The sequence below is a fragment of the Kribbella sp. NPDC054772 genome, from assembly GCF_053611945.1.
This window is the reverse complement of the sequence record NZ_JBSHBJ010000009.1, coordinates 180404-204952: the sequence shown is the minus strand read 5'-3', so window position 1 is coordinate 204952 and position 24549 is coordinate 180404. Positions and strand designations below refer to the sequence as shown.

General features: G+C 68.1%; 15 protein-coding genes and 1 tRNA gene. 5 read left to right on the top strand and 11 right to left on the bottom strand.

Features of this window, described 5'->3' with window-relative positions:
- Positions 1–61: 61 nt before the first annotated feature.
- Positions 62–1612 carry a helicase HerA-like domain-containing protein gene (locus ACWGID_RS17715; protein WP_452197725.1) on the bottom strand — a complete coding sequence of 517 codons (1551 nt, stop codon included), beginning with the start codon at positions 1610–1612 and terminating at the stop codon, positions 62–64.
- Positions 1613–1669: 57 nt separating this feature from the next.
- Complete coding sequence (locus ACWGID_RS17710; protein WP_452197723.1) at positions 1670–2374, bottom strand: L,D-transpeptidase family protein; 705 nt, start codon at positions 2372–2374, stop codon at positions 1670–1672.
- A 159-nt stretch (positions 2375–2533) separates the two neighbouring features.
- Here ACWGID_RS17710 and ACWGID_RS17705 point away from each other — a divergent pair, with 159 nt between their 5' ends.
- Both ACWGID_RS17705 and ACWGID_RS17700 read left to right on the top strand, forming a co-directional pair.
- Positions 2534–2827: a type II toxin-antitoxin system VapB family antitoxin gene (locus tag ACWGID_RS17705; protein WP_452197721.1), complete on the top strand. Its 294-nt coding sequence runs from the start codon at positions 2534–2536 to the stop codon at positions 2825–2827.
- Positions 2828–2858: 31 nt separating this feature from the next.
- On the top strand, positions 2859–3422 hold the full coding sequence (locus tag ACWGID_RS17700) for a LytR C-terminal domain-containing protein (RefSeq protein ID WP_452197719.1): 564 nt from the start codon (positions 2859–2861) through the stop codon (positions 3420–3422).
- Positions 3423–3453: 31 nt separating this feature from the next.
- Here ACWGID_RS17700 and ACWGID_RS17695 read toward each other — a convergent pair whose 3' ends face one another.
- From ACWGID_RS17695 to ACWGID_RS17675, 5 genes are all read right to left on the bottom strand, one after another.
- Positions 3454–4965: a potassium/proton antiporter gene (locus tag ACWGID_RS17695; RefSeq protein WP_452197717.1), complete on the bottom strand. Its 1512-nt coding sequence runs from the start codon at positions 4963–4965 to the stop codon at positions 3454–3456.
- Between the two features lie 207 nt (positions 4966–5172).
- Positions 5173–5263, bottom strand: a tRNA-Ser gene (locus ACWGID_RS17690).
- Positions 5264–5276: 13 nt separating this feature from the next.
- Positions 5277–5705, bottom strand: a complete 429-nt coding sequence (locus ACWGID_RS17685) for a nucleoside deaminase (RefSeq protein ID WP_452197715.1) — start codon at positions 5703–5705, stop codon at positions 5277–5279.
- 31 nt (positions 5706–5736) lie between these two features.
- The gene (locus tag ACWGID_RS17680; protein WP_452197713.1) at positions 5737–6234 is read right to left on the bottom strand and encodes a tRNA adenosine deaminase-associated protein; all 498 of its coding nucleotides are present in this window, start codon (positions 6232–6234) and stop codon (positions 5737–5739) included.
- Positions 6235–6308: 74 nt separating this feature from the next.
- Positions 6309–6470 (bottom strand): hypothetical protein, encoded by a 162-nt coding sequence (locus ACWGID_RS17675; protein WP_452197711.1) that lies wholly within the window; start codon positions 6468–6470, stop codon positions 6309–6311.
- A 107-nt stretch (positions 6471–6577) separates the two neighbouring features.
- Between ACWGID_RS17675 and upp the strand changes: the two genes are divergently transcribed.
- A complete protein-coding gene (gene upp / locus ACWGID_RS17670; protein WP_452197709.1) occupies positions 6578–7219 on the top strand; it encodes a uracil phosphoribosyltransferase in 642 nt (213 codons plus the stop codon).
- 5 nt (positions 7220–7224) lie between these two features.
- Here the strand turns inward: upp and ACWGID_RS17665 are convergent, their stop codons facing one another.
- The 4 genes from ACWGID_RS17665 to ACWGID_RS17650 form a co-directional block, all read right to left on the bottom strand.
- Positions 7225–8187 (bottom strand): phage baseplate protein, encoded by a 963-nt coding sequence (locus tag ACWGID_RS17665; RefSeq protein ID WP_452197707.1) that lies wholly within the window; start codon positions 8185–8187, stop codon positions 7225–7227.
- A 79-nt stretch (positions 8188–8266) separates the two neighbouring features.
- Positions 8267–9229, bottom strand: a complete 963-nt coding sequence (locus ACWGID_RS17660) for a phage baseplate protein (RefSeq protein WP_452197705.1) — start codon at positions 9227–9229, stop codon at positions 8267–8269.
- Between the two features lie 451 nt (positions 9230–9680).
- A complete protein-coding gene (locus ACWGID_RS17655) occupies positions 9681–12203 on the bottom strand; it encodes a right-handed parallel beta-helix repeat-containing protein (RefSeq protein ID WP_452197703.1) in 2523 nt (840 codons plus the stop codon).
- Positions 12200–23089, bottom strand: coding sequence for an actin cross-linking domain-containing toxin (locus ACWGID_RS17650; RefSeq protein ID WP_452197701.1), 10890 nt, complete (start codon positions 23087–23089; stop codon positions 12200–12202). Before ACWGID_RS17650 ends, ACWGID_RS17655 begins: the two co-directional genes overlap by 4 nt.
- A gap of 139 nt (positions 23090–23228) precedes the next feature.
- On the opposite strand from ACWGID_RS17650, the gene ACWGID_RS17645 reads away from it, so the two are divergent.
- Together ACWGID_RS17645 and ACWGID_RS17640 are read left to right on the top strand one after the other, a co-directional pair.
- Entirely contained in the window at positions 23229–24128 is a 900-nt protein-coding gene (locus tag ACWGID_RS17645; protein ID WP_452197699.1) for a hypothetical protein, read from the top strand.
- Between the two features lie 14 nt (positions 24129–24142).
- A complete protein-coding gene (locus ACWGID_RS17640) occupies positions 24143–24451 on the top strand; it encodes a hypothetical protein (RefSeq protein ID WP_387767393.1) in 309 nt (102 codons plus the stop codon).
- The last annotated feature ends 98 nt before the right edge of the window (positions 24452–24549 follow it).

Sequence of the window (24549 nt, the reverse complement as noted above, 5' to 3'; positions counted from 1 at the left end):
AACAATCCGATGCGCATTTTCCCTGGCAGGGAAGGAAAACCGGACCTCGCCGGTTCCGGAATCAGCGCTTCCGCGCCGCGCCGAACAGCCCCCGGACGATCTCCTTGCCGGCCGAGCGCGCGAACTGCTTGAACACCGTCGACCCGATGACCTGCTCGACCATCGACTTCTCCTGCTTCTGCGCCCGCTGCCGCGGCTCCTGGTGCTGTTCCTGCTTGGCCTGCTCCTGCTGCTGCTTCTCGGCCTCGGCCTGCGCCGCCCCGGCCTGCACCTTCGCGGCCAGGATCTCGTACGCCGACTCGCGGTCGACCGCCTGCGAGTACTTCGCGTTGTTCGCCGAGGCCTGCACCGCGGCCGACATCTGCTCCGCGGTGGCCGGCGCCATCAGCGACTGCGGCGCCCGCAACCGGGTCCAGGCGACCGGGGTCGGGGCGCCTTTCTCGTTCATCACGGTCACGATCGCCTCGCCGATCCCGAGCTGGGTCAGCACCTCACCGAGGTCGTACGACGAGCTCGGGAACGTCGACACCGTCGCCTTCAGCGCCTTCGCGTCGTTCGGCGTGTGCGCCCGCAGCTGGTGCTGCACGCGGGAACCGAGCTGCGCGAGGACGGCGTCCGGGACGTCCTTCGGGGTCTGGGTCACGAAGAAGACGCCGACGCCCTTCGAGCGAATCAGCCGCACGGTCTGCGCGATCGAGTCCAGGAACGCCTTCGATGCGTCGTTGAAGAGCAGGTGTGCCTCGTCGAAGAAGAACACCAGCTTCGGCTTGTCCACGTCGCCGACCTCGGGCAGGTCGTGGAACAGGTCCGCCAGCAGCCACATCAGGAACGTCGAGAACAGCGCCGGCCGGTCCTGCAGGTTCGGCAGCTCGAGCAGCGAGATGACACCCTTCCCGTCACGCTGCTGCAGCAGGTCGGCGGTCTCGAACTCGGGCTCACCGAAGAACTCCTCCGCGCCCTGGTCGGCGAACCCGATCAGCGCGCGCAGGATGACGCCCGCCGTCGCCGCGGACAGGCCGCCGAGCTCCTTGAGGTCTTCCTTGCCCTCGTCCGAGGTGAGGTGCTGGATGACCGAGCGCAGGTCCTTCAGGTCGAGCAGCGTCAGCCCGGCCTTGTCGGCGTAGTGGAAGATCAGCCCGAGCGACGACTCCTGGACGTCGTTCAGCCCCAGCACCTTGGACAGCAGCACCGGGCCGAACGAGGTGATCGTGGCGCGGATCGGGACGCCCGTCCCCTGGCCGCCGAGCGCGTAGAACTCGGTCGGGAAACCGGTCGCGGTCCAGTCCTGGCCGATCGCCTTGGTCCGGGCCAGCAGCTTGTCGCTGCTCGCGCCCGGCTGCGAGATGCCGGACAGGTCGCCCTTGATGTCGGCGGCGAACACCGCGACACCGGCCGCGGACAACTGCTCGGCCATCAACTGCAGGGTCTTCGTCTTACCGGTACCCGTGGCGCCCGCGACCAGACCGTGCCGGTTCATCATCCCGAGCGGGATCCGGACCGCCGCCTCCGGTTTCGGCTCGCCGTCGACCAGCAGCGCGCCCAGCTCGAGGGCAGCCCCTTCGAACGCGTACCCCTGCGTGACGGTCTCGACGACGTCGGCTTTCTCGGCCATCAGCGTGCCTTTCCCCGGTTGACGGAACTACCCGTCGGGAATGCTAGTCCTCTTGGGTCAGCGCAGGACGACTACACGCGTCGGGGTGGCGGCGAAGGTCCAGATCGTTGCCGACATCGCGGCGGAGACCCGGATACAACCGTGCGAGACCTTGTCATTCGTGCCGAGCAGCCAGTCGGGGTGAATCTGTTGCCCGTTCGTCTTGTACGTCGGGATCTGGTGGAACCCGACTCCACACGGCGCGAACCGGACGAAATGGTTCAGATACAACCGGGCGCCGTCGGTGTTCCGCAGTACCCGCGCCGGCCGGCCGCACTTCGCCCCACTCGTATAAGTACCAGCCTTCAGGTACGTCGGGTTGTCAACGATCCCGCCTTGCCGAACGACCTTGCCGCGGGCATCGATCAACCACACCCAGTTCTGCGTCTGGCTGATGACGATCCGGCGCCCGCTCCCCGAACTCCGCGGTACCGCACGGACGTCACACCGCTTCGCCGTCGAAGCCATCAGCCGGGTGTACGTCGTACCGCTCAGCGAACCGGTCTGGCTCAGGGCGTTGGCGGACTGGAACCGCACGGTGGCGGCCTGGGTCATCGCGCCAGCCTGGCCGTCGACCGGGCCGGACGTACAGCCGAGCCCGTTCAGGCGGGTCTGGGCGGCCTTCACCTGAGACACCGTGACCGCGTCCGCCGGCAGCGTCGTACCGAGTGCCACGACGGCGAGTGCCACGGTCACCAGGCCGAGTTTCGGAAGAATTCGCATCGTGTTTACCCCCTCGCGGGTGAGCTCCCTACCGCGCTCACTGCTCTGTGTCCGGGTCTGACGCCGGACTCCGCCAAAAGGTTGAAATCCGGTCGCGGACTGTTCCGGTGACCTTCATGACCTCCTCGCACGACCTGGAATCCCGCTAGACTCCGGGAGGTGATCTTCAAGCGCGTCGGGGACGATCGGCCGTACCCGGACCACGGGCTGCGGCCCAAGGACTGGTCTTCACTGCCGCCACGGCAGGTGCGGCTGGACGAACTCGTCACGACGAAGGGCACTCTGGACCTGACGGCTCTCCTCGACGAGGATTCGACCTTTTACGGCGACCTGTTCGCGCATGTCGTCGAGTGGCGGGGCGACATGTATCTCGAGGACGGCCTGCATCGCGCCTTGCGGGCCGCGCTGCAGCAGCGTCAAGTTCTGCATGCACGGGTACTGGTCGTGGACTGACCATGGCTGCCGCTCACGGGGGGTAGAGCAAATGACAGCGATCCATCCGCAACCGAGGCCGCACTCGCGGCTCCGGTGGCGTACACCGATCACGATGGTGATCCTGCTCGGAATTCTCGCCGGCGGTGGCTGGTGGGGCTGGAAGTCGCTGGTGAACAGCAGTGCCGAGCCGACCTGTACCGAGCAGAACCTCGCGAACAACCGCCTGGTGCCGAAACAGGTCGTCCTGAACATCTACAACGGTGGCGCCCGCGCGGGCTCGGCCGGCCGGGTCGCGGACGTGCTGAAGAAGCGCGGCTTCAACGTCAGCAAGATCGCCAACGAGCCCAAGGGCGACAAGACCGACGTGGTGTCGCTGCGCGGCGCCTCCGAGACCGCCCCCGAGATGCTCCTGGTCGCCGGTCAGTTGAACCAGAAGGCCGTGCTGATCGCCGACGGCCGCACCGACCACACGGTCGACCTGGTGATCGGCGCCAGCTTCGGCTCCGTGAAGCTGAAGGGCATCCCCTCGGTCCAGGTCCCGGCCGGCAGCACCGTCTGCCTCCCGGTCGTCCGCACCCCGCAGCCGATCCCCTCCGGCCAGAACCCGAACTGACCCTGCACTGACCTCTACCGGCCGCGGACAGCTACTGCTGTTCGCGGCCGCGTTCGCCGAACCAGCCGGCCAAGCGGCCGGCCCGGGACACGGCCCGGAGGCGGCGGACGGTCTGTTCGCGGACCGGGCTGGGCGCGACGACCAGCATCGAGTCGGCGGCCCGCAGCACGGTACGGCGGTCCGGGACGAACGCCCGTTCGCCGCGGATGACCAGGGAGACCGAAACGCCCGGCGGCAGCCGGAGCTCGCCGATCTCGACACCGGCCAGCCGGGACTCGCTCGGGATCTGGACCTGGATCATGTCCGCGCCGAGCGACTCCAGCGGCGCCACGTCGATGTCCACCTCGTGCGCCGCGTTCTCGTCGAGCACGTTCAGCCGCTTCGCGAGCCACGGCAGTGACGGCCCCTGCAGCAACGTGAACAGCAGCACGAGCACGAACACCACGTCGAAGATCCGGTCCGCGTGCGGCACTCCCTCGGAGAGTGGGATGGTCGCCAGCACGATCGGTACGGCGCCGCGCAGCCCGGCCCACGAGATGAACGTCCGCTCCGCCCACGGCAACCGGAACGGCGCCGCCGAGATCGCCACCGACGCGAACCGCCCGACCACCGTGACCGAGAACCCGATCACCAGCGCGAGCACGACGTCGTTCAACCGGAACCGGCCGGGCGACGCCAGCAGCCCGAGCATCACGAACAACCCGATCTGCGCCAACCAGGCGATGCCGTCCACGAACGACCGGGTCGCCATCCGGTGCGGCAGCTCCGCCCGCCCGAGCACCAGCGACGTCACGTACACCGACGCGAAGCCCGAGACGTGGAGCAGGACCGAGCCTCCGGCGTACGAGATGAACGCGACCGAGAGGACCGCGAGCGGATACAGACCGGCCGAGCCGAGGGCCATCCGGCGGATCAGGCCGACGCTCACCCACCCGATCACCAGGCCGAACAGGGCACCGACGATCAGCTCGTAGAGCACCAGCCCGCTGAATGCCAGCAGGCCCTTGTCGCCGACCTCGCCGGTGCTCACGAGTGTGACGAGCAACACAGTCGGGGCGTCGTTCAGACCGGATTCCGCCTCCAGCGCTCCACGCAGGCGTGGACGGACCGGCACCCGTCTCAGTACTGAGAACACCGCCGCCGCGTCCGTCGGCGACGTCACGGCCCCCAGGAGCACGGACAGCTGCCAACTCAGCCCCAGCACGAAGTGCGCCACACCCGCGACCACGCCGACACTCACCGCGACCCCGACGGTCGCCAACACAAGCCCCAGCGGCATCACCGGTCGTACTTCGTTCCAGCGGGTCGTCAGACCGCCCTCGGTGAGGATCACCACCAGCGCGGCGAACCCGAGCGCGTGCGCCAGCTTGGCGTCCTCGAAGTGGATGTGTCCCGGTCCGGCCTCGCCGAGCGCCAGGCCCATCCCGAGATAGATGAGCAGTGACGGGAGCCCGATCTTGCCGGACAACCGGACCGCCACGACCGCGACGAGCAGGACCGCGGCCCCGCCGAGCAGGATCCGGTCGAGCTCCTCAACATCCATAGGGGCCCTCTCGTCGAGCGTCCCGAGTCAGGTCCAGAGAGACGAAAACCCTGACGCATCACACAGCATCAGGGTCTCCGGCTCTGTCCCACCCCGAGGGGCGGTTTGGCGGTGGCGGAGGGAACCGTCGCAGGCTCCTCCCAAATCCCACAGCACTTGATATGCAGTTGGATGGTTCCACACTCCGTGCGGAACCATCCAACTCCATGGCGGTGGCGGAGGGATTTGAACCCTCGGACGGGGGTTGCCCGTCACGCGCTTTCGAGGCGCGCTCCTTCGGCCGCTCGGACACGCCACCGCCGAGGACACTATCAAGGTCGGTGACGAATGAAGAAATCGCGCAGCCGAGCACCGGCCACATCGGCCATCACACCGCCCACCACCTCGGGCCGATGGTTCAGCCGCCGGTCCCGGACGACGTCCCACAGCGAGCCCACGGCGCCGGCTTTCTCGTCGTACGCCGCGAAGATCAGCCGGTCCAGCCGGGACAGCACGATCGCCCCGGCGCACATCGTGCACGGCTCCAGCGTGACCACCAGCGTGCAGCCGGTCAGCCGCCACTCGCCGACATGCCGCGCCGCCTCCCGGATCGCCACGACCTCGGCATGCGCGGTCGGATCACCGGTCGTCTCCCGCTCGTTGTGACCGCGCCCGATGATCTCGCCACCCTCGTCCACGACCAGGGCCCCGATCGGTACGTCGGGCAGCGCGAGCTCGCCCTCCTCCAGGGCGAGCGCCATCAACCTCGACCACTCCCGCCGCAGGAGCGGGCTAGCCAAGGGCTTCGATCGCGTCGTGGAACTGGTTGCCGAACCCGAGCGTCTCGGCGATCTCCTCGAGCATCTCCTCCGGGTAGAGGTCGACGTCGTCGCACAGCGCACCGAGGTCCATCGCGGTCATCCCCAGGTCGGCGATGATCGTCAGGTCACCGGCCGGGACCTGCTCGTCGTCGTCATCGGCCAGCGGGATGTCGAGTTCGTCGACGACCTGCCGGGCCAGCGGCCACTCGGTGGCGGCGGTGACGTCGGAGATCAGCAGCCGCGCGCGACCACCGAGCACCCGGACGAGCACGAAGAAGTCCTCGTCCACCGAGACCATCCCGAGCACGCCGGCCTCACCGGGGTACCGGCGGAGCGCGGACACCACCGTGGACAGGTCCGGCTCACCACGCAGTACCAGCGGGGTGACCGTCCAGTTCCCGTCCTCGGTGTAGGCGGCGACCGCGAAATCGAGGTCGGTGGTCATCTGCCCTGCTGTGACATCGGACACCGGGTCATCGTCCCAGACTCCGGCGGCGCACGCGATCTCGGAGCGGTATCAGATCCACCAACACCCGTCAACAGTCAGTGATGGTACGTCGCTCTGCGCATCAGTTCCCGCAACTGCCGGACCCGCGCCCGCCGCGGCGCGATCCGGTCCCGCAGTGCGCGGGCCTCGTCCCGCTCGCGCAGAAAGGCTGCGCGACGACGGAGGCGGTCCAACTGCTCGGGCGTCTTCTCAGTCATCGGCGTACTCCCTGGGGGGCGAATTCAGGGCAGATTCCAATGCGGTTCCCAGTCTGACAGCGCGCACGCTTTCGCGCCGCGAATCGCCGACGGTACCGTTCCGGCTTATGCAGATCCTCGTCGTGGACCACCCGCTCGTCGCTCACAAGCTCACCGCGCTGCGGGACGAGCGCACGGACTCACCCACGTTCCGGCGGCTGACCGAGGAGCTCGTCACGTTGCTCGCCTACGAGGCGACGCGGGACGTGCGGACCGGTCCGGTCACGGTGCAGACACCGGTCGCGGAGGCGCAGGGCGTGAAGCTCGCCTCGCCGAAGCCGCTGGTCGTCCCGATCCTGCGGGCCGGCCTCGGCATGCTCGAGGGCATGTCCCGGCTGCTCCCGACCGCCGAGGTGGGGTTCCTCGGCATGGTGCGCAACGAGGAGACGCTGACTGCGTCGACGTACGCCGAACGGCTTCCGGAGGACCTGTCCGGGCGGCAGTGCTACGTGCTCGACCCGATGCTGGCCACCGGCGGGACGCTGGCGGCCGCGATCCAGTTCCTGGTGGACCGCGGCGCCGACCACATCACCGCGATCTGCTTGCTCGCGGCCCCTGAAGGCGTGCAGCGCGTCGAACGCGAACTCACCGACCTCGATGTCCCCTGCAACTTGGTGATCGCCGGCATGGATTCGCACCTGAACGAGAAGGGTTACATCGTCCCGGGCCTGGGCGACGCCGGTGATCGTCTGTACGGCGTCGCCCAGTAACGCCTTTAGACCAAGGTGTTGCGGTAGAAGAGGTTGGCCCGGCGGTCGCCGGTGACGCCTGACGCGAAGCCGAAGTACAGGCGTGCCGTCGCGTCCGTCGAGCCGTAGACCGCCATTCCTTCGGGCTCACGGTAGGTCAGGCTCTTCCCGGCCAGCGTCAGGAACGAGTCGACGAGCTGACCGGCGTTGATGTCGTAGCACCACAGCTTCGACGTCGCCTTGGTCTCGTCGGGCGCACCCGGATACGCCTCGCCTTCCCAGAAGTACGCGTACGATCCGTACAACGTCCACCCCTGGAAGTCGATCCCGGACGTCAACGCCGGCTGCTTGAAGGACGCCAGTACCGTCGAGAAATCGCCTGTCCGTGCGGCCGCGAGTGAGTACACGTTGATGTGCATGCCATCCGACAACGAGTGCCGCACACCGAGCTGGTTGAAGCGCTGATCGACGGCTGGTGTGAACACGGTCCCGTTCGACACCGGCTTCCACTTCGTCACCGATGCCGATGTCAGCGTCTTCCCGTTCTGCCACGGGAACCGGCAGATCTGCCGGCCGCGCCCGTTCGCGGTGTCCACGTCGGTCTCGGTCCAGAGGTACGTCGTACTCCCGGAACCCTCGGCGCCGATCGAGACCGCGTGGCCGAAGCCGGTGAGGTACATGTACCCGAGTTCGTTGCCGGCGAAGTCGAGCTGGGTCAGCGCGAGATCACCGCTGTTCGCCCCGCTGCCGCCCCGCAACTGCGCGGCGAACAGCCGGTCGTTCGGGGTGTCGAACGCGAACGACTGCATCACCGTCGCGTCGTGCAGCGGCTGGCTGCGGAAGAACTCGTTGGTGGTCGCGCTCATCTTGAAGCGCTTGGAGGCGGGCAGGGACAGGGTCCGGGCGGTGGCGGCGGGAAGACCGACCGTGCCGGCGGCGATCAGCGCGCCGGCCCCGGTCAGCAACCCACGGCGGGAGAGGTTGTCCATACCGTTCGACGGTAAGTCTCTTACCGAGAAGTGTCATTAGTTCGAACAAAAACTTCTGAGAACTTCTCGGCGACGGGTGTTAGACGAACGAGTCGCGGTAGAAGAGGTTGGCGCGGCGATCCCCGCCGACACCGGACGCGAAGCCGAAGCAGAGCCGGGGACAACCGAAGCGGTCGAGATGCACGCCGACGCCCTCGGCCTCGCGGTAGACGAGGTCGCCGCCGTCGAGGATGCGAACCGACTCGACGATCTCGCCGGTGGTGATGTCGTAGGTCCACAGCTTCGACGTGAACTGTGCGGGGTCAGGCGTGCCGGAGTACGCCTCGCCCTCCCAGAGGTAGACGTACGAGCCGTACAGCGCCCAGCCCTGGAAGTCGATGCCGGCAGTCATCGCGGGCTGCTTGAACGACGCGAGCACGTTCGAGAAGTTGCCGGCCCGCGCCGCGGACAGCGAGTACACGTTGATGTGAAAGCCGTCCGCTTGGGTATGCCGAATGGCGATCCGGCCGTGCTGCTGATCGACCGACGGCGTGAACAGTGCGCCGTCCGCGACCGGCTTCCAACTCCGCAGCCCCGGCGAATCCTTCGTCAACGTCGCACCGTCCCGCCAGCGGAACCGAGCAACCTGACGACCACGCCCATTCACCGTATCCACGTCGGTCTCGGTCCAGAGGTACGTCGTACGCCCGACTGCCTCCGCACCGATCGAGACCGCATGGCCGAAACCGCTCAGGTACATGTGCCCGACGACGTCGCCGGCCGTGGTGAGCTGCGTCAGCGTGAGATCACCGCTGTTGGCCGGCGACCCCGCGCGCAACTGGCCGGCGAACAGCCGCTGGTTCGCGTTGTCGAAGGCGATCGACTGCATCACGGTCACATCCGCCAACGGCTTGCTCCGAAACAGCTCACCACCCGACCCATCGAGCGCGAACCGCCGCGTCGGCGGCAACCCACCCGGCGCCGCCCACGCCGGCACCCCCACCATCCCGCCGGCCAAAACCGCCCCAGCGCCCACCAGCAACCCACGTCGCGTCATCGTCATGCGGCCAAACCGTAAGCGACTTACCGCGAACTGTCACTACTCAAAACAACTCTCCTTGAGAAAATCCCACCTTCTACTGTTACAACCGCCCTGGAGTGCCGCTCGACAGCACCCGCTCACGATCCGCCGAGTCGTGAGAAATGGCTGCCGATCCGGAACCACAACCCACGACTCGGCAAACGCACCACCGACCAACCGCCACGACTCGACCGGCCGAGGGACGCATCGGGCACGCGCGCGAGGGACGCCCGTACGGCGTGCTCGTCACTCGAAGTGCTCGCCGCCTGATCCGCTCGCCCGCGCACCCACCCGACAACCACACCCGCGATCCGTCGACTCGTGAGGACTGGCTGGTGATCCGGGACCACACTCCACGACTGGGCAAACGCGTCAGCGACCAAACGGCACGACTCGGTGGCTTCGGAGCGATATGTGGGGGTTGCGGGTGGGTTCAGGCGGTTTCGGGGAGGTCGGCTGATTCGAGGGCTACGAGTTGTTCGGGGGTGGGGGCAGTGAGTTCGGAGAGGCGGTGGGCCTGGCGTTCGGTCATGGCCTGGAAGATCTGGCGGGCGGAGCGGCCGTTGCCGAAGCCTTCGCCGCGGGGCATGCGTTCGAAGAGGTCGGAGAGCGCCGTACGGGCGTCTGTGGTGACCTCGTACTGGTGACCGCCGGCCTGGTGTTCGACGATCGCCACGAGCTCGGCGGCCGTGTAGTCCTCGAACATCAACGTCCGGGTGAAGCGTGACGACAGACCGGGGTTGGACCCGATGAAGCGCGACATGTCGTTCACATACCCGGCAACGATCACCACGAGGTCGTCCCGGTGGTCCTCCATCAGTTTCACCAACGTGGCAATGGCTTCGGCGCCGAAGTCGTTGCCGATGCCAACGGGTGCCAGGGAGTACGCCTCGTCGATGAACAGCACGCCACCGAGCGCCTGATTCACCGCCGCAGTCGTCTTCGGACCGGTGTGCCCGACGTACTCGCCGACGAGCCCCGTCCGATCAACCTCGACCAAGTGCCCCTTGCGGAGCAGACCGAGCGCCTTCAGCACCCGCCCGTACAGCCGCGCCACCGTCGTCTTACCGGTACCGGGATTGCCCGCGAACACCAAGTGCCGCGAGAGCGGCGGCGCGGGCAGACCCGCCTCCTGCCGCATCCGCACCGTCTGCATGAGCTTCACGATCGACTGGACGTCACGCTTGACGCGGTCCAACCCAACCTGCTCGTCGAGCTCGGCGAGCACGTCCTCAAGCGTCTCGTCGTCCGGCGGCATGCTCTCGTCCAGCCCGGCCGTCGGCGTCGGCGCAACCCCCGGCACGCTCGCGGCCGCCGCGAGCGCCGGTGTCGGCGCGTTCATCGGTACGCCGTCCACGGTGCAGTCCTCGAATTTCGGGTTCGCCCCGTCCTCCTGCCCGACCGCCTCGACGCAGTCGCGGATCCGGAGATGCTGGAACACCGGCGCGGACGTCTTGCTCAAGTGCAGCGCCGGGTACTTCGTCCCCGTCACATCGCAGTCGGAATACGTCCCAGCCGCCTTCTCCGCCAGGTAGATCCCGTTCTTCGCCACACTCGCGACCCGCAACGCCCGTACGGCGGGCCTCGCCCCCGACCACACGACGAGCCCGGACCCGCCGCACTCCTCGATCGTGCTGCTCGTCACCTCGGCCGCGGCGCCGGTCCCGACCACGATCCCGGCGGCCTTGGACGCACTGACGCGTACGGCGTCCAGCGTGGCCAGCCCAGCGCCCGCCAGCTCGATCCCGGTCCCGACCGTACCGCTGACCGACGTACCGCGGAACCCGGTCGCCACCGAAGACTCCAGGTGTACGCCGGTCCCGCCGCCGCTGACCCGGCAGTCCACCGCTTCGGCCGCCGCGCCGTCGACGATCGAAACTCCCGTCAACCCAACGTCGGCGATCCCGCATCTGGTGAGCTCAACCCGCGACGACGCGGTCGCGTGGACGCCGTGCTCCGCGCCCTCGCGAACCAGACAGTCCGTCAACCGCACCACCGACGTACCGGTGAGGTGGACGGCGCTGTAGACCGAGCGGTCGAAGCGGCTGTCGGTCAACGTCGCCGTGGCGGAATCCGAAGCCAGCAAGGCATTCGCGCCCGCGTCGGCGACGATGCAGTCGGACGCTGTCAGGTCGGCCTGGTCCTGCACCACGAGCCCGCTGGCCCGCGAGTTCCGCACGCGGCAGTCGGTCAGCGTCGCCTTCGCCGTACCGGCCGCGTGGATCCCGGGCCCGCCGGGCCGGTCGATCCGTACGTCGGTCAGCGTCGCGCTCGACGAGTCCTCCAGGAGTACGCCGGCCATTCCCGTCTGGCGGATCACGCCGTCCGTCGCCTCGAGCCGGCTGGAGCCGCGCAGCCGGAAGCCGTACCCGGACGTGGTGTTCAGCCGCAGCCGCGACGCCTCCAGGAACGCGTTGCCCGAGAGCACCACGCCGATCCCGTCGATCGTGTCGATGACGGAGTCCTCGACCTTCGCCCGGACCCGCCCGGACAGGTGCAGCGCGGCCAGCCGGCCCTTCTCGATCCGCGTCCCGCGCAGCATCAGCGTGGTCACGCCGTACCCGGTCAGGTCCGTGCCCTGCCCGCCACCTTCGTTGCCGCGGGCATGGATCCGGCCGCCGACGACCGTGCAGTCGTCCAGCATCAGCCCGGCCCCGGGCGCGACGCCCACGGCCGGCGTACTGCCGTCGTCACCCGCGGCCCGGATCACCAGCCCGCGCAGCGAGCACTCCAGCCCTTCCGCCACCACCGCGGGCTCACCCGGTACGCCGACCAGCGCGACGGCACCGCCCTGGCCCGGCTCGGCGACGATTGCGACCGAGCGGTCCAGCCGGAGCTGCTCGGCGTACTCGCCCGCGCTCACGACGATCACGTCACCGGGCGCGGCGGCCCGCAGCGCCTCGGTGATCCGGCGGTAGGTCCCGCGCCCCTTCGGCGCCACGTAGCGGTTCGTCACTGTGCTCCTTCGACAGGAGGAAGTACCGGCGGAACTTGATACCACGACGGGTTGATCGACGCGCGGATCGCGGGGGTCAGGAACGCGCCGCCGATGCCCTTCTCGAACAGCCGCAGCGGCATCGTCAGCACGATCTCGGCCAGGCCGCCCTTCTGCCACAGCCGGCCGATCGCCAGGTTCCCGCCGACCAGTTTCGCCAGGCCGAGGCTGTTGGCGATCGCGTAGCCGCTCAGCACCGCGATCCCGCCCTCACCGACGGCCTCCCAGCCGGACAGCTTGACGGTCTTCCCGTTCGCGTCCGGGACGCCGAAGATCGCCGCGTTCATGGTGCCGTTCACGAAGCCGGTGAGCGGCAGCAGCAACATGTTCAGGCTGTAGTCGAAGGTGCCTCCACGCCAGCGCAGCGGGCTGGTGTTGCCAGCCCACTCCACGCCCCACGTCGCGTCGTTGTTGTTCGGCCGCTTGGTGATGAATTTGCCGCCGTCCAGGTTGCCCATGTCCTGTTTCAGCGTCCGCAGCGAGCCGCCAAGCTTGGTCTCGGTGAGCGCCGCGCCGGCCACCGACTTCAGCGTCGCTCCGACGGCTGCGTTCATCAGCGCCTTCAGCGCGTCGTTGCCGGTGAACGGCTTGTTCTGCGCCTCGGCGATGATGCCCGCGATCATCAGGCTGGCCGCGTAGTCGAGGATGAACTCGGTCCCGGCCTGGATCAGCACCTTCTGGGTCAGCAGCCGCGAGAGTGGCGCGTAGTTCGCTTCGCGGAACGCGTTGCCGCCCGGTGTCAGCGTCCTGTCGGACAGCGTCCAGTCGGACTGCATCAGCCACGGCTGCCGCTGGGTGTCACCGATCCGCGTGTTCCAGCCGCGGTACTCCGTCATCGCGCCCCGGAAGTCGAACTCGTTGCCGGTCAGCGTGAGCTTGCCGTCCCGCATCTCGAAGACCAGACCGTTGTCCGAGCGCTCGCCGATCACCGCACCGTGCTCGTCGTACAGCTTCCACTGGCCGTGCACCTTGTCGGTCTCGAGGAAGTTGTCCCCCGACTTCACCCGCTCGCGGACGACCTTGTCGAAGTCGAACTCCTTCCATTGCGCGAGATCGCTCTGCCCGTTCTCGACCTTGTACTCGCGGACCCGGATCGGCCGCCCGTCGCCGACGTGCGGCGGCGTCTCGCGGACGACCTGCGGCCCGACCTGGCCGTTCTGCGGCAGGCTGTCGCGGAAGTGCTGCGCGCCGGGGGTCCAGTTCTGCTGCAAGGTCCCGTCCGCGGCGCGCCACTGCCGGTCCAGCCGGGTGCTGCCGGCCACCTCGGCGCCGGTCTTGTCGAACTCCGCAACCCGCCATTGGTTCCCGTCCTGCCAGGACTCGATGAATCGCCGCTCGTCCAGCAGGTGCCGGTCGCGGATCAGGTTGCCCGCGGCATCGAAGTCGCGGAACGAGTTGTCCCAGCTGATCCCTTCGTCCCTGGACCCCTTGAAGTGGAACCGATCCCCTTCGCGGCCGGCGATCTGTACGCCGTTGTGGTCGAGCTCCTGCCAGCGCCAGCGCGAGGAGTCGGCGTCGCCGGTAGCCACGACGTACCGATGGTTGCCGCCGACCGGGGCCGGGGTCTGGTGCGAGCTGCCGACCAGGTTGCCGTGCGCGTCCCGCTGGACCCAGATGTTGCGGTCGGCCGGTTGCGTGTACTCGCGGACGATGCCGCCCGGGTGGCTCTCCCGGACCACGGTCCAGCCCTGGAGCCCGTCGACCTCCGCGACGTCCCGCCAGCCGTTGTTGTTGTCGAACACCCGCCAGCCGTTCAGGTCACCGGCCGTCCACGGTGTCGTCGACGTCGGGTGCGCCGTACCCGGGGCGGTGGCCTGGTCGCCGACCTTCAGCTCGGTGCCGTCGTGCAGCTTGCCCTTGAAGCGGACGAAGTCGCCGTTCATGGTCACGTCGACGATCGACTCGTCCGTGCCGACGTACCGGACCCCCTGGCCCGCGTCGATGCCGTCGCCGCTGGTCTGCCAACGGAAGACCTGGAACCGGTTGTCGCCGGCGATGTGCGCGACGCTGCCGGTGGTCGGCGGGTTGTCGAGGAAGTTCTGCCGGACCCAGATCGGCGGCCGCTGGTCACCCTGCCGGACGGTCGTCAGCAGCGCGCCGCTGTCCAGCAGTTCGCCCTTGCCGACCGACTTCAGTTGCGGCGACTGGACCTCGAACTCGCCCGAGCGGGTCGGGTGGTTCGCGCCAGGTTCGAGCTTGAACTCCTGATACTGCCGCGCCTTGTCCGGGCCGTGCCACATACCCCACTTCTGCTGCGCGACCTTGGAGACCTCGTTGCCGTTCTCCATGACCCGGACGGTGTCGGTCCAGCCGTCGCCGATCGTCTCCAGGGTGCGGCCGCCCTGCGCGACGTGCAGGCCATGCGCGTCGTACCGGTGCCAGGTCCAGTTCCGGCCGTCCTTGATCGCCAGCACGTGACCGGTGATCTCCTTGTCGGCCTTCCCCAGCGGTGTCGGCTGCTCGGCGATCGGGTTCGCGTACTTCTGCAGACCCTGCTGGTAGTCGCGCACCGTGTTCCCGTGGTGGTCGTAGTCGCGCCACGCCGACCCGCCGGTGTCCATCTGCCGCTTGCCCCAGTTGGTCAGCGCGCCATTGGCGTCGTACGTCGCCCAGGTCGTGCGCCGGTCGAACCAGCCGTACCCGAGGGTGTCGGTCTTGCGGAAGCTGTCCAGGACCGTGCCGTCCGGCAGCCACCGGCGTTCGAAGACCTCGACCTCCTTGGCGGTCGAGCTCTGCAGCCGGATCCGCCCGTTGTCCAGGCCGGCGATGTCGACCTCGCCGTGCTGGAAGCCGCCGGTCCCGTCGACGTTCGCGCCGTCCACCCGGCGCCACGTGTTGTCGGTCCGGTTGACGACGTACGTGAACTCGGTGGCCTGGCCGTTGCGGACCACCGGGAAGCCCTGCTCGGTGAGGTTCCCCTCGCGGGAGAACACGTGGAACTCCCCGTTCCGCGGGCCGCCCGGCACGTCGATCTCCAGCCGTACGCCGCCCTGCGCGTCGACCGTAACCCGGTGCGGTGTCGGGACCGGCACTCCGTTCCGGTCGGTCCAGGTGACCGCGCCGTTCTGGTCGCGGGTGACCCGCGTGAGCCCGGCGCCGAGCCCGTGACCGTCGAGGTCCGTGACCTCCCGAACCACGCCGCCGTTCAGGTCGAAGACGTCGTGCCCACCGGTGCGCGTCACGGTGATCTCGCCGGCGGCCGCGTCGAACGTGACGTTGCGGCCCGGGATCGGCTGGTAGGCGACGTCGAGTCGCTGCACGCCGGTCCCCGTGATCTCCAGGAAGCCTGTCTGGCCCGGCAGGTTCACCGTGTGACCGTGCGCCTGGAACGCGCCGTCGGCGTCGTACACGTGGTAGTTGCCGCCGTCAACGACTCGGTAGCCGCCGCCCTGGACGTGTTCGACCGTCCGGCCGGGGCCGGTCGGGTTGTGCAGGGTGAGGTGGTTGTTGGCGTCGTGGACGACAACCTCATGCCCGATGGGAATTCGCCGGTCCAGATAGATTCCCGCGTCGTCGAAGGTCCGGGCGATCCCGTTCGCCTCGGTGACCCGGAAGCCGCCGCCCTCGAGCGTCGTGACGGTGCCGGGCAGGTGCGCGCCGGCGTTGTCGAGCAGCTCCGGATCGCGACCGAGACCGTGGTACAGGAAGACCTGGCCCTGGTGCGCCGGGTCGGCGACGCGGATGCCGGAGCCGCGGTACAGGCCGTCCTGGCCGTACCAGCGCACGTCGCCGAGCGCGTTGTCCGCGACGCGGAACTGACCGTTCGGCAGGTGGTCCACGGTGGTGTGCGGGAGCGGCGTACCGTGCAGGTCGACCGCTCGGAGTCCGCCGGCGCCGTCGAGTTCGGTGAAGAACGAGCCGCGGACGTGGAACGGGTCGTTCAGCATCGTCCCGTCGACGAGATGGCCGCCGTCCGCGCCGTACCGCGCCATTTGGCCGCGCGGGCCGATCAGGCGGAAACCACCGTCCGGCAGGTCGACCACGCGGTACAGCCCTTGGTTGTCACCGGCAACGTGCGGACGGCCCTCGAGCGGGTGCACCACCCACTGGTCGCCGAATCGGCCGCCGACCTGTACCCGTACGTCGAGCTGCTTGCCGTCGGCACCGAAACCGAGCCCGTTCCGGCCGTCCGTGACCACGAACCGTCCGTCCGGCAACCGCTCGAGCTGCGTGTTCGGGATCTGTACGCCGTGCTCGTCGACCAGGCGGGTACCGCCGCCAGGGATGTCTTCGGTGAAGTGGTTGCCCTGCGGGTGCTGCAGACGGATCCCGTCCCCGAGCAGTACGCCGTTCCCGTCGTACCGCTGGGTCCGTCCGTCGGGGCCGACCATGCGGAAGCCGTCGTCGCCGAAGTCGTTGAGCGTGAGGTGCTGTGCATTCGGGCCGGTGACGTGCGGCGTACCGCCTTCCGGCCGGACGACCACGTGGTTGTCGAACGCCCCGCCGAGCGGGTGCTGCTGGATCTGCGGCATCTGCACGGTCCGCACGATCACCGGCTCCTGCCCGGCCAGGACCTGGTCCCAGGCCTGCGGCTGGTGCGTCATCATCCACTCGGCCTTCTGCTGGACCGTGGAGATGGTGATCACGCGCTGGTCGGTCTTCGTCGCGTGGTTCGGGAACTTGTCCCGGAACCAGCCTGCGAAGTCGCCGCTGTTGTCCGCGTTGCCGATGAACCCGTTGATGTTGCGGACCGCGGCGGGCCGACCGCCGCCGAGATCGGCCAGCAGGTCGGTGATCGACGTGGTCGGCAGCTTGTGCGTCGGGACCAGGTGCTTCAGGCCGTCCGGGACCTCACGGAACTCGAACAGCAGCGCCTTCTGGCCGCCGATCACCGCGTCGTTGATGCCGTGTCCGGCGACCTCGCCACCGCCCAGGATGTACGACTTGGACTCGCGCCAGATCGTCCCGTCGCCGATCTCCGGCATCTCCCGGAGCAGCTTCAGCGTCGCGGCCTTGTCGACGTCCGACAGGCCCTCCAGGACGATGTTCGGCCGGGTCCGCGGCAGCACCGACCAGCCGTTCTTCACCACCGGGTCGGTCAGGCTGTGGAACGGCGCGGCGCCCGGGTAGACCCCGATCGGGATGCTGTGCTTGTCCACCTGCTTCGCGGTGAAGCTGATGATCGACTTCAGATAGGTGTACGCCGACTCGACCGCCTCGGGATTGTCGAGCGTGCCGCGATCCAGGTTCCGTACGGCGTCGTCGGTGCGGAACTCGGCGTTGTACCAGGGGTTGTCGCGGAGCAGCCGCAGCTCGGTGGTCAGGTCGCTGCCGAAGTCCGTCGCCTTCACGCCGACCGTGATCTGCTGGCCGCCGAGCGGCATCTTCACCGAGCCGACGTCGTCCAGGTTCATCCCGTTGCCGCCGGCGATCACGTGGCGGCCGTTCGTGATCTCCAGCTTGAAGCGGCCGTCGGGGCTGACCACCGACTCCAGCGGGTGGTGGTTCGCGCCGGAGAGGCGGCTCTTGAACGTGTCCAGCAAGAACTGGGTGGCGTCGTCGCGGAGCGCGATACCGGTCTGGTCGGCGACGCGGGACGGGTAGTTGACCAGCTCGACGGTGTGCGTCGTCCAGTTGCCGGCGCGGGCACCGGGCAGGTCGCCCGGGTTCCGGTAGACGCCGTTGTTCATGTCCTTGGTCACCATCACCAGCGACTCGTTGGTGTCGACCTTCTTCACGAACGCGAACACCCGGTGCGTGCCCTCCGGCATCGCGACCACGAACCCACCGAGCTCGCTCTCGGTCCCGAACGAAGCGCTGTCGAACTCCTTCCGAAACTCCGGCGCCACCACCCGCTGCGGGCGAGGCGGCGGTGCTCCGTGCCCAGAACCCCCGCTGTGCACTACAGGCGGCGGAGGAGGCGGCGGCGCAAGGTGCGCCGCCAGAGGCGGAGCAGGCGGCGGAGGCGCACCGGGAGCCGCAGGATCCGGCACAGCCCCATGCGTGTTGGGCTGCGGCGCACCACCGTGCGTCGTGAGGGGCGTGGGTGTGGTGTGGGTGGTGGGCGGGGGCGTGTGGACGGTGGTGTCGGTGAGGTCCGGCGTACTGCGGCCGTCCATGCCGCCGACGAGGCGGGGGCGGTCCTTCAGGGACTGGTCGAGGAGTTTGCCGAGTTGGAGTTGGAGGTCGTCCGCCTTCAGCCGGTACTTGGCGTCGAACGTCGCCTTCGCCTGGGTGAGCTGGTCCTGCGCCTTCCACAGGTTGACGAACATCTTCGCCCCGACCGGCGGCCCGTCCGAGGGACCGTCGGCGCGGTGACCGTACGTCCGCACGTCCTGCAGTGCGGCATCCACCTTCGCCTGCGCCTTCTGGACGTTCACGAAGTCGTCCATCTTCGCGCCGACCATCGCGCCGGTGTCGCCCGGCGACCGGAACACCTCGAACCGGGCCGCGAAGTCGTCGTCCCAGGCCTTGGCGATCCCCTTGCCCTTGCCCGGCACCTGGTCCCAGGCCGCCGGCTTCGGCATCCCGACGAACTGGTCGTTGTTGTGCAGTACGCCGCCCCGCAGGTCGGTGGCCAGGTTCGAGAACTGCTGCCCGCTCCAGGTCTTGTCGAACTTGTTCGCCCCGTCGACGGTCCAGATCACCCGGACCGAGTCGGTCTGCGGATCCCGCAGTACCGAGATCGTCAGTTCGTCCACGGAACCCGGCTTGCCGACGTGGACGGTGTGCGACAGCCCGTCGACGCTGGTGGTGGCCCGGGTGGTGATGTCCTCGAGCCCTTCGAAGCCCCGCAGGTTCGGCGCGTCGAAGGCCTTCACGAAGTCGCCGAACGCGGTCTCCGAGGACAGCCCCGGCCACTTCTCGGTGATCACCTCGTCGAACCGGCCGGCCGGGATCGGCTCGGCCTTGACCGGGATGATCCGGTGCCCGTTCTCGAAGAAGTCCGGGCCGGTACGGGTGAACTTGGCGGGCCCGAGGGTGATCTCCCACTGGTCCTGGTTCCACGCCTTCGCCTCGGTGCCACCCGGGTGGTAGCCCTCCGGGTACGACATCGAGAGCTTGCTGTGGTTCGGCGGGGAGTCGATCTTGAACACGACCCGGTTCGAGTCCACGCCGTTCTTCGCCCAGTCGTCCTGGAACTTCAGCGTGCTCGAGGTCGAGATCGGCAGCCGTTCGAGGAACTCGTCCGCTTGGGCGCTGGCCGGGTCCATCGACACCCCGCGGTACACGGTGATGTTGTCGGTCGCGCCCTTGAACTGCAGGTCCTTGGCGATGGTGTCGAAGGTCTTCACCTTCGCGACCAGGGTGCCGTCGGCCAGCGCGGTCGGGTTCACGTACCCGCCGAAGCCGCGCTTGGACGTGAAGGAACCACCCATCACGTCCTTCATCAGGGTCTCGACACCCTTGTTGCCCGCGGCCTCGGTGAGGTGCGTCCGGGACAGGTCGACCTGCGCGTTCCACCGGGCCAGGTCGGCGCCCTTGAGGTGCGGCGGCGGGACCGGGCGCGTCATGTCGCCGGTCGCCGTCGACCCGATGCTGTGGAACTCGCCGTCGCGGGTGTAGTTCATCGGGCCGTGCGGTGACGCGACCACGAGCCCGTCGTCGGTCACCTTGACCGGGAACTTGCCGTCCACGACTCCGCTATGGAACTCGCCGAGCTTGCCCTCCAGCGACACCGGCTTGCCGTTGAACTGACCGCCGTGCAGTGAGAACGACTCGCCCACATGGTTGGCGCGACCACCGAATCCGAGGCTGTACGTCCAGCTGTTTCCCGTCGAGGTATTGGTGATGGTCAGCGCCTTGCCCGCGACCGACGAGGTGAACTCCTCCGAGCCGGGACCGTGAACCGTGACCTGACCACCGCTGATGTCGAACTTCACACCGGCGTTGCCAGGTACGTCGTACGTCATCGTCCGGCCCGAACCGAGCAACCGGGGGCGCAGGTTCAGCGACTCCGTCGTCAGGTCGTCCAGCTGCTTCTGCAGACCGTCGACGCTCAGGCCGTGCTTGTCCTGGAACGCGTTCTTCGCCAGGTCCAGATCGTGTTGCGCGCCGTGCAGATCGATGTGCACCTGGTCGCCGACCGAGGGCGCGTTCGACGGACCGTCCACCCGGTCACCGTGGATCGCCACGTTCTCGTGGGCGATGTCGAGGTTCTTCTGCGCCTGCTGGACGCCGGTGAAATCGTCCATCTTGGCGTTCACGGCGGCGTCGGTGTCGCCCGTTTTGCGGAAGACTCCGGCCTTGGCCGCGAGGTCACTGTTCCAGGACGCGTTCACCGACTGGCTCTCGAGCTTGCCGTTGGCGTTGTAGTGCCAGGACATGCCGTCCTTGCCGAGCACGTTGACGCCGCCGGTGTCGAGCGCCTTGATGGTCAGCTGGTCCGGTACGGCGCTGCCGTCCAGGCTCGTGATCCGGAACCCACCGTCGGGTTGCTTGATCAGCACCCGGTCGTCGATCCGCGCCAGGCCGTCGGCCTTGGTCAGCCGCACCCCGTGGTCGACGACGATCCCGTTGCTGTCGAACCGGGTGGTGACACCGGTCGAGGTGTCGGTGAACCGCAACCCGCCGCCGTTCAGCGGGTCCAGGCGCCCGTTCGGCCCGCCGCCGTGCAGGTTGAACTGGGTCACCCCACCCTCGAACCGCTCCACCTTCACCGCGAGGCCCGGGTGGTCCGGCAGCCCGTTCAGCGGGATCTCGGTCTTGCCGGTGGCGAACGAGTGCCCCGGCTGCATCTGCGTCTGGATCGGTACGTCGGTCTTCGGCAGCGTCACCGGCTGGACATGGGCCGTCGGCGGCGTCGCGACGTTCTGCACCCCGTTGAACGTCGGTACGTCGGCCCGCAGGTTGCCCGGGGCACCGATCTTCAGGTCCGCGGGCCCACCGGTGACCAGGTCCAGCGCAGCGTTCACCCGGTCGACGGTCGGCGGACTCACGGTGTGGCCGCCGGTGGTCGCGGACGGCGTCGGCGGGCGGGTCAGCTCGTCCAGCGAGAGCCGGAGGTGGTTGGCCTGGAAGCCGTGCGAGACACCCTCGTTGATCGAGGTCGCGAAGTGCGTCGAGATGGTCGGGGTGTTGTTCCGCAGTCCGGAGCTGACCAGGTCACTGACACTCGTGGACTGCGGCGTCGAGACGTGGAGCGAGCCGACGTTGGTGGCCGGCGGATTCACGTGTACGCCGCCGTTCAGGTGCGCGGTCGAGATCGCCGTACCCGGGATTGAGACGTTGGTCGCGCCGGGGACGCCGACGTGACCGGCCGGGAGGTTCTCGACCAGCCCGTGGATCCCCTGGACGCCGCTGACGCCTTGCACCCCGTTGAGGCCGTTGACCCCGTTGACCGACGGCTGGCCGATGTGCGGCGACGGGATGTTGGTGGCGAAGCCGTTCGTCCCGGCGGTCGCGGGCAGGTGTACGCCGCCCGGTGTGACCACGGTCGGCGGGTTCACGCTCTGCCCGATGATGTTGCCGTTGAACTCGTTCATCGGCGGCATGTGCAGGTCCTGGAACGCCTTGCCGGCGGTGAACCCGGACTCGATGGACAGCCCGAAGCCGTTGACGTGCACCGCCGGCTCGAGGGGCGGCGGCTTCATCATGCCGTCGAAGAACGACTTCACGTTCCCCATGAAGCTGAGCTTCGGGGTGTTGATCGGGATCGCGCTGACCGTGTGGCCGAGCGCGCTCACCATCGGCAGGCCGAACACGTGCTGACCGGCGATCCCGCGGCCGAACACGCCGACCTTCAGAGCCTGGGTGAAGGCCTGGAAGTCCGTCATACCGAGCGCTTTGAAGGCCCGGATCTCGTCTGCCGCGACCGGCAGGATCAGCCGGGTCCACTGCAGGCCGCCGAAGTGCGCCGAGATGAACTGCTTGCTGCCGTTCCAGACCGTGGCGATGCCCTTGCCGAGGGCGCTGAAGCCGCTGACGATCGTGGCCGGCAGCTGCGTGAACGCCGTACCGAACTTGCCGAGGGCGCCGAGTGAGATCTTGCCGAAGTTGGCGCCGAAGTTCCCCACCGAGATGCCGAAGTTCCGGATGTTCGAGACCACGAACAGCCCGGTCTCCTTGATCGACAGCGTGGCGATGAACGGCAGGCCCTTCAGCCCGGTCATCGCCTTGAACAGGAAGTCCTTGCTGAAGATGTTCCGGAAGGCGTTCGCGACGCCCTTGACGCCGGCGCCGATCCCGCTCGCGATGCCCTTGATGATGCTGAAGATCGGCAGTGCCTTGGTGGTCGGCGCGATCAGGCCGAGGCCGGCCAGGAACAGGTCGAGGAAGCTGGCGTCACCGTTCGCGACGTCGACGATGGTCTTGATGAACAGCGCCAGGTTCACGCCGAGGGCGAGCAGCGCGATCGGGCCGCCGAAGATCAGCGCCGGGATGATCAGGATGATCGCCAGCCACTTGAACGCTTCCCAGAACGCCTCGCAGGACGAGATCGGCAGCTGGATGTCGGAGACCCCGTTGATCCGTCCGGAGTACGTCGAGGCCTGGTCGGACTGGTCCTTACCGGCCTGCTCCGCAATGCCCTTCTGGGTGTCCCGCTCCGGGTCGTCCTCCTTGAGGCCACGCCCGGCGGCGAGCGCGGCGTCGGCCTTGCGCTGCTGCTCCTCGACCACACCGCGCCAGTCCCGCAGCGCCTGCGCCGAGGTCTCGAACGCGTTCGCCACGTCCTCGACATGCCCGCGCAACCGGTCGTCCACCTTGCCGCGCAACGCGTCCGCGGCCTGACCGACGAACACGCTGTCGTTGTTGGTGTTCATCACCGACTGGATGGCGTTGAAGATGTCCCGCGCCTTGCCGCCGAGTTTCTGCAGCACCTCGGCGAGCTGCCCGATCGTCTCGGGCTCTCCCGGGGTCGGGTCGCTGCCGAGTCCGATCGCGTCCCAGTCGGTCGGCCGAGGCATGCACCCTCCCTGGTGATCCGTTCTCCCACCCTGACCACGCCGCAGCGGGCCGTCAGGTTCATTCGAATGATCGGAATGAACCCCGGGCGGGGCTGGAGCGTGGTCAGGGTGGAGCCGTCGCGTTCGAGGAGGCAACGCCGTGCCGGACAAACTGAAGATGAACTACAACCTGCTGAACGACGCCAAGCGGAACCTGGAAGAACTGGCGAACAACATCGAGCCGACCCTGAACGACAGCCTGTTCAGCACGCTGGCGGGGCAGGACAGTTCGAGCATTCTCGGCAGCAGCGAGATCGACACCGCGATCACCAGCCTGCACACGAACGCGCAAGGCACGATGACCAAGGCCGAGAAGGGCCTGAAGGAGCTGGCCACCTCGTTCGGGTCGGTCGGCGAGGCGTTCCTGCAGTTCGACGCCGAGATCGCCCAGGGCATGAACGTCACGAACACCAACCTGGCGCTGTCGAACTGGCAGCACCAGAAGGACCAGTGGGACTACTACCAGTCCCACAAGAGCGAGTGCGAGAACATCCCGGCCGGCCAGAAGGCGCCGGACTTCTGCAGCGCCAAGGACCCCGGGCAGCAGCCGCTCGACCAGACCATCACGACGGACCGCGGCAACATCCACACCCACCTGACCCTGGACGACAAGGGCAACGTGGTGAAGGAGGAGACCACGGTCACGTACGACGGGAAGACGTACACGTCGGTGACCACGCACGACGGCAAGAACCACATGATCACCGACAGCACGTATCCGGACGGCAGCACCGTGCACGACGACACGCACCTGAAGGACGACGGCAGCAGTACGACGACCACGACCAGCACCGACTCCGACGGCAAGAAGGACACCGCCGACATCGCCCTGAAGTCCGACGGCAGCGGAACGAAGCACTCGACCGACAGCGACGGCACCACACACGACTACACCCGTGGGCCGGACAACTCCGACGGAACCTCGGCCGACTGGGTCGAGACGCAGGAGAGCATCGACAAGAACACCCCGGACGACACCTACATCCCGGTTACCTACTGAAAGGCAGCGCAGTCATGGCGTACGACGGCATCAACCTCGAGTACGGCAAGATCACCGAGGTCGCCAACCTCCTGCACAACGCCCACGAGCAAATCGTTCCGCTGATCGTCAACCTGCGCAACAAGGTGAACCACCTGGTCGAGGACGGCTTGGTCTTCAAGCAGTCCAGCGAGGTCATCCGGAACACCTACAACCAGTTCGACACCAGCCTGAACCTCGCCGTGAAGGGCATCGAGGACTTCAAGGAGATGTTCAACAGCATCATGAAGAACGCCGAGGAGTTCGACAAGGGCATCAGCGACAGCCTGAACCAGAAGAAGTAGCCGCAGTCGCCCCACGCGGTGGGGGGGGGGGGGGGGGGTGGGAGTCAGGCCACGGAGGTGGCTAGTGGTCGGGCTGTGGTGGGGGTGAGGGGTGGGGT

Bases quoted from the DNA above. Each gene is read 5' to 3' on its own strand.
- ACWGID_RS17715 (WP_452197725.1), bottom strand. From the start codon at position 1,612: ATGGCCGAGAAAGCCGACGTCGTCGAGACCGTCACGCAGGGGTACGCG.
- ACWGID_RS17710 (WP_452197723.1), bottom strand. From the start codon at position 2,374: ATGCGAATTCTTCCGAAACTCGGCCTGGTGACCGTGGCACTCGCCGTC.
- ACWGID_RS17700 (WP_452197719.1), top strand. From the start codon at position 2,859: ATGACAGCGATCCATCCGCAACCGAGGCCGCACTCGCGGCTCCGGTGG.
- ACWGID_RS17695 (WP_452197717.1), bottom strand. From the start codon at position 4,965: ATGGATGTTGAGGAGCTCGACCGGATCCTGCTCGGCGGGGCCGCGGTC.
- ACWGID_RS17685 (WP_452197715.1), bottom strand. From the start codon at position 5,705: ATGGCGCTCGCCCTGGAGGAGGGCGAGCTCGCGCTGCCCGACGTACCG.
- ACWGID_RS17675 (WP_452197711.1), bottom strand. From the start codon at position 6,470: ATGACTGAGAAGACGCCCGAGCAGTTGGACCGCCTCCGTCGTCGCGCA.
- upp (WP_452197709.1), top strand. From the start codon at position 6,578: ATGCAGATCCTCGTCGTGGACCACCCGCTCGTCGCTCACAAGCTCACC.
- ACWGID_RS17665 (WP_452197707.1), bottom strand. From the start codon at position 8,187: ATGGACAACCTCTCCCGCCGTGGGTTGCTGACCGGGGCCGGCGCGCTG.
- ACWGID_RS17660 (WP_452197705.1), bottom strand. From the start codon at position 9,229: ATGACGATGACGCGACGTGGGTTGCTGGTGGGCGCTGGGGCGGTTTTG.
- ACWGID_RS17650 (WP_452197701.1), bottom strand. From the start codon at position 23,089: ATGCCTCGGCCGACCGACTGGGACGCGATCGGACTCGGCAGCGACCCG.
- ACWGID_RS17640 (WP_387767393.1), top strand. From the start codon at position 24,143: ATGGCGTACGACGGCATCAACCTCGAGTACGGCAAGATCACCGAGGTC.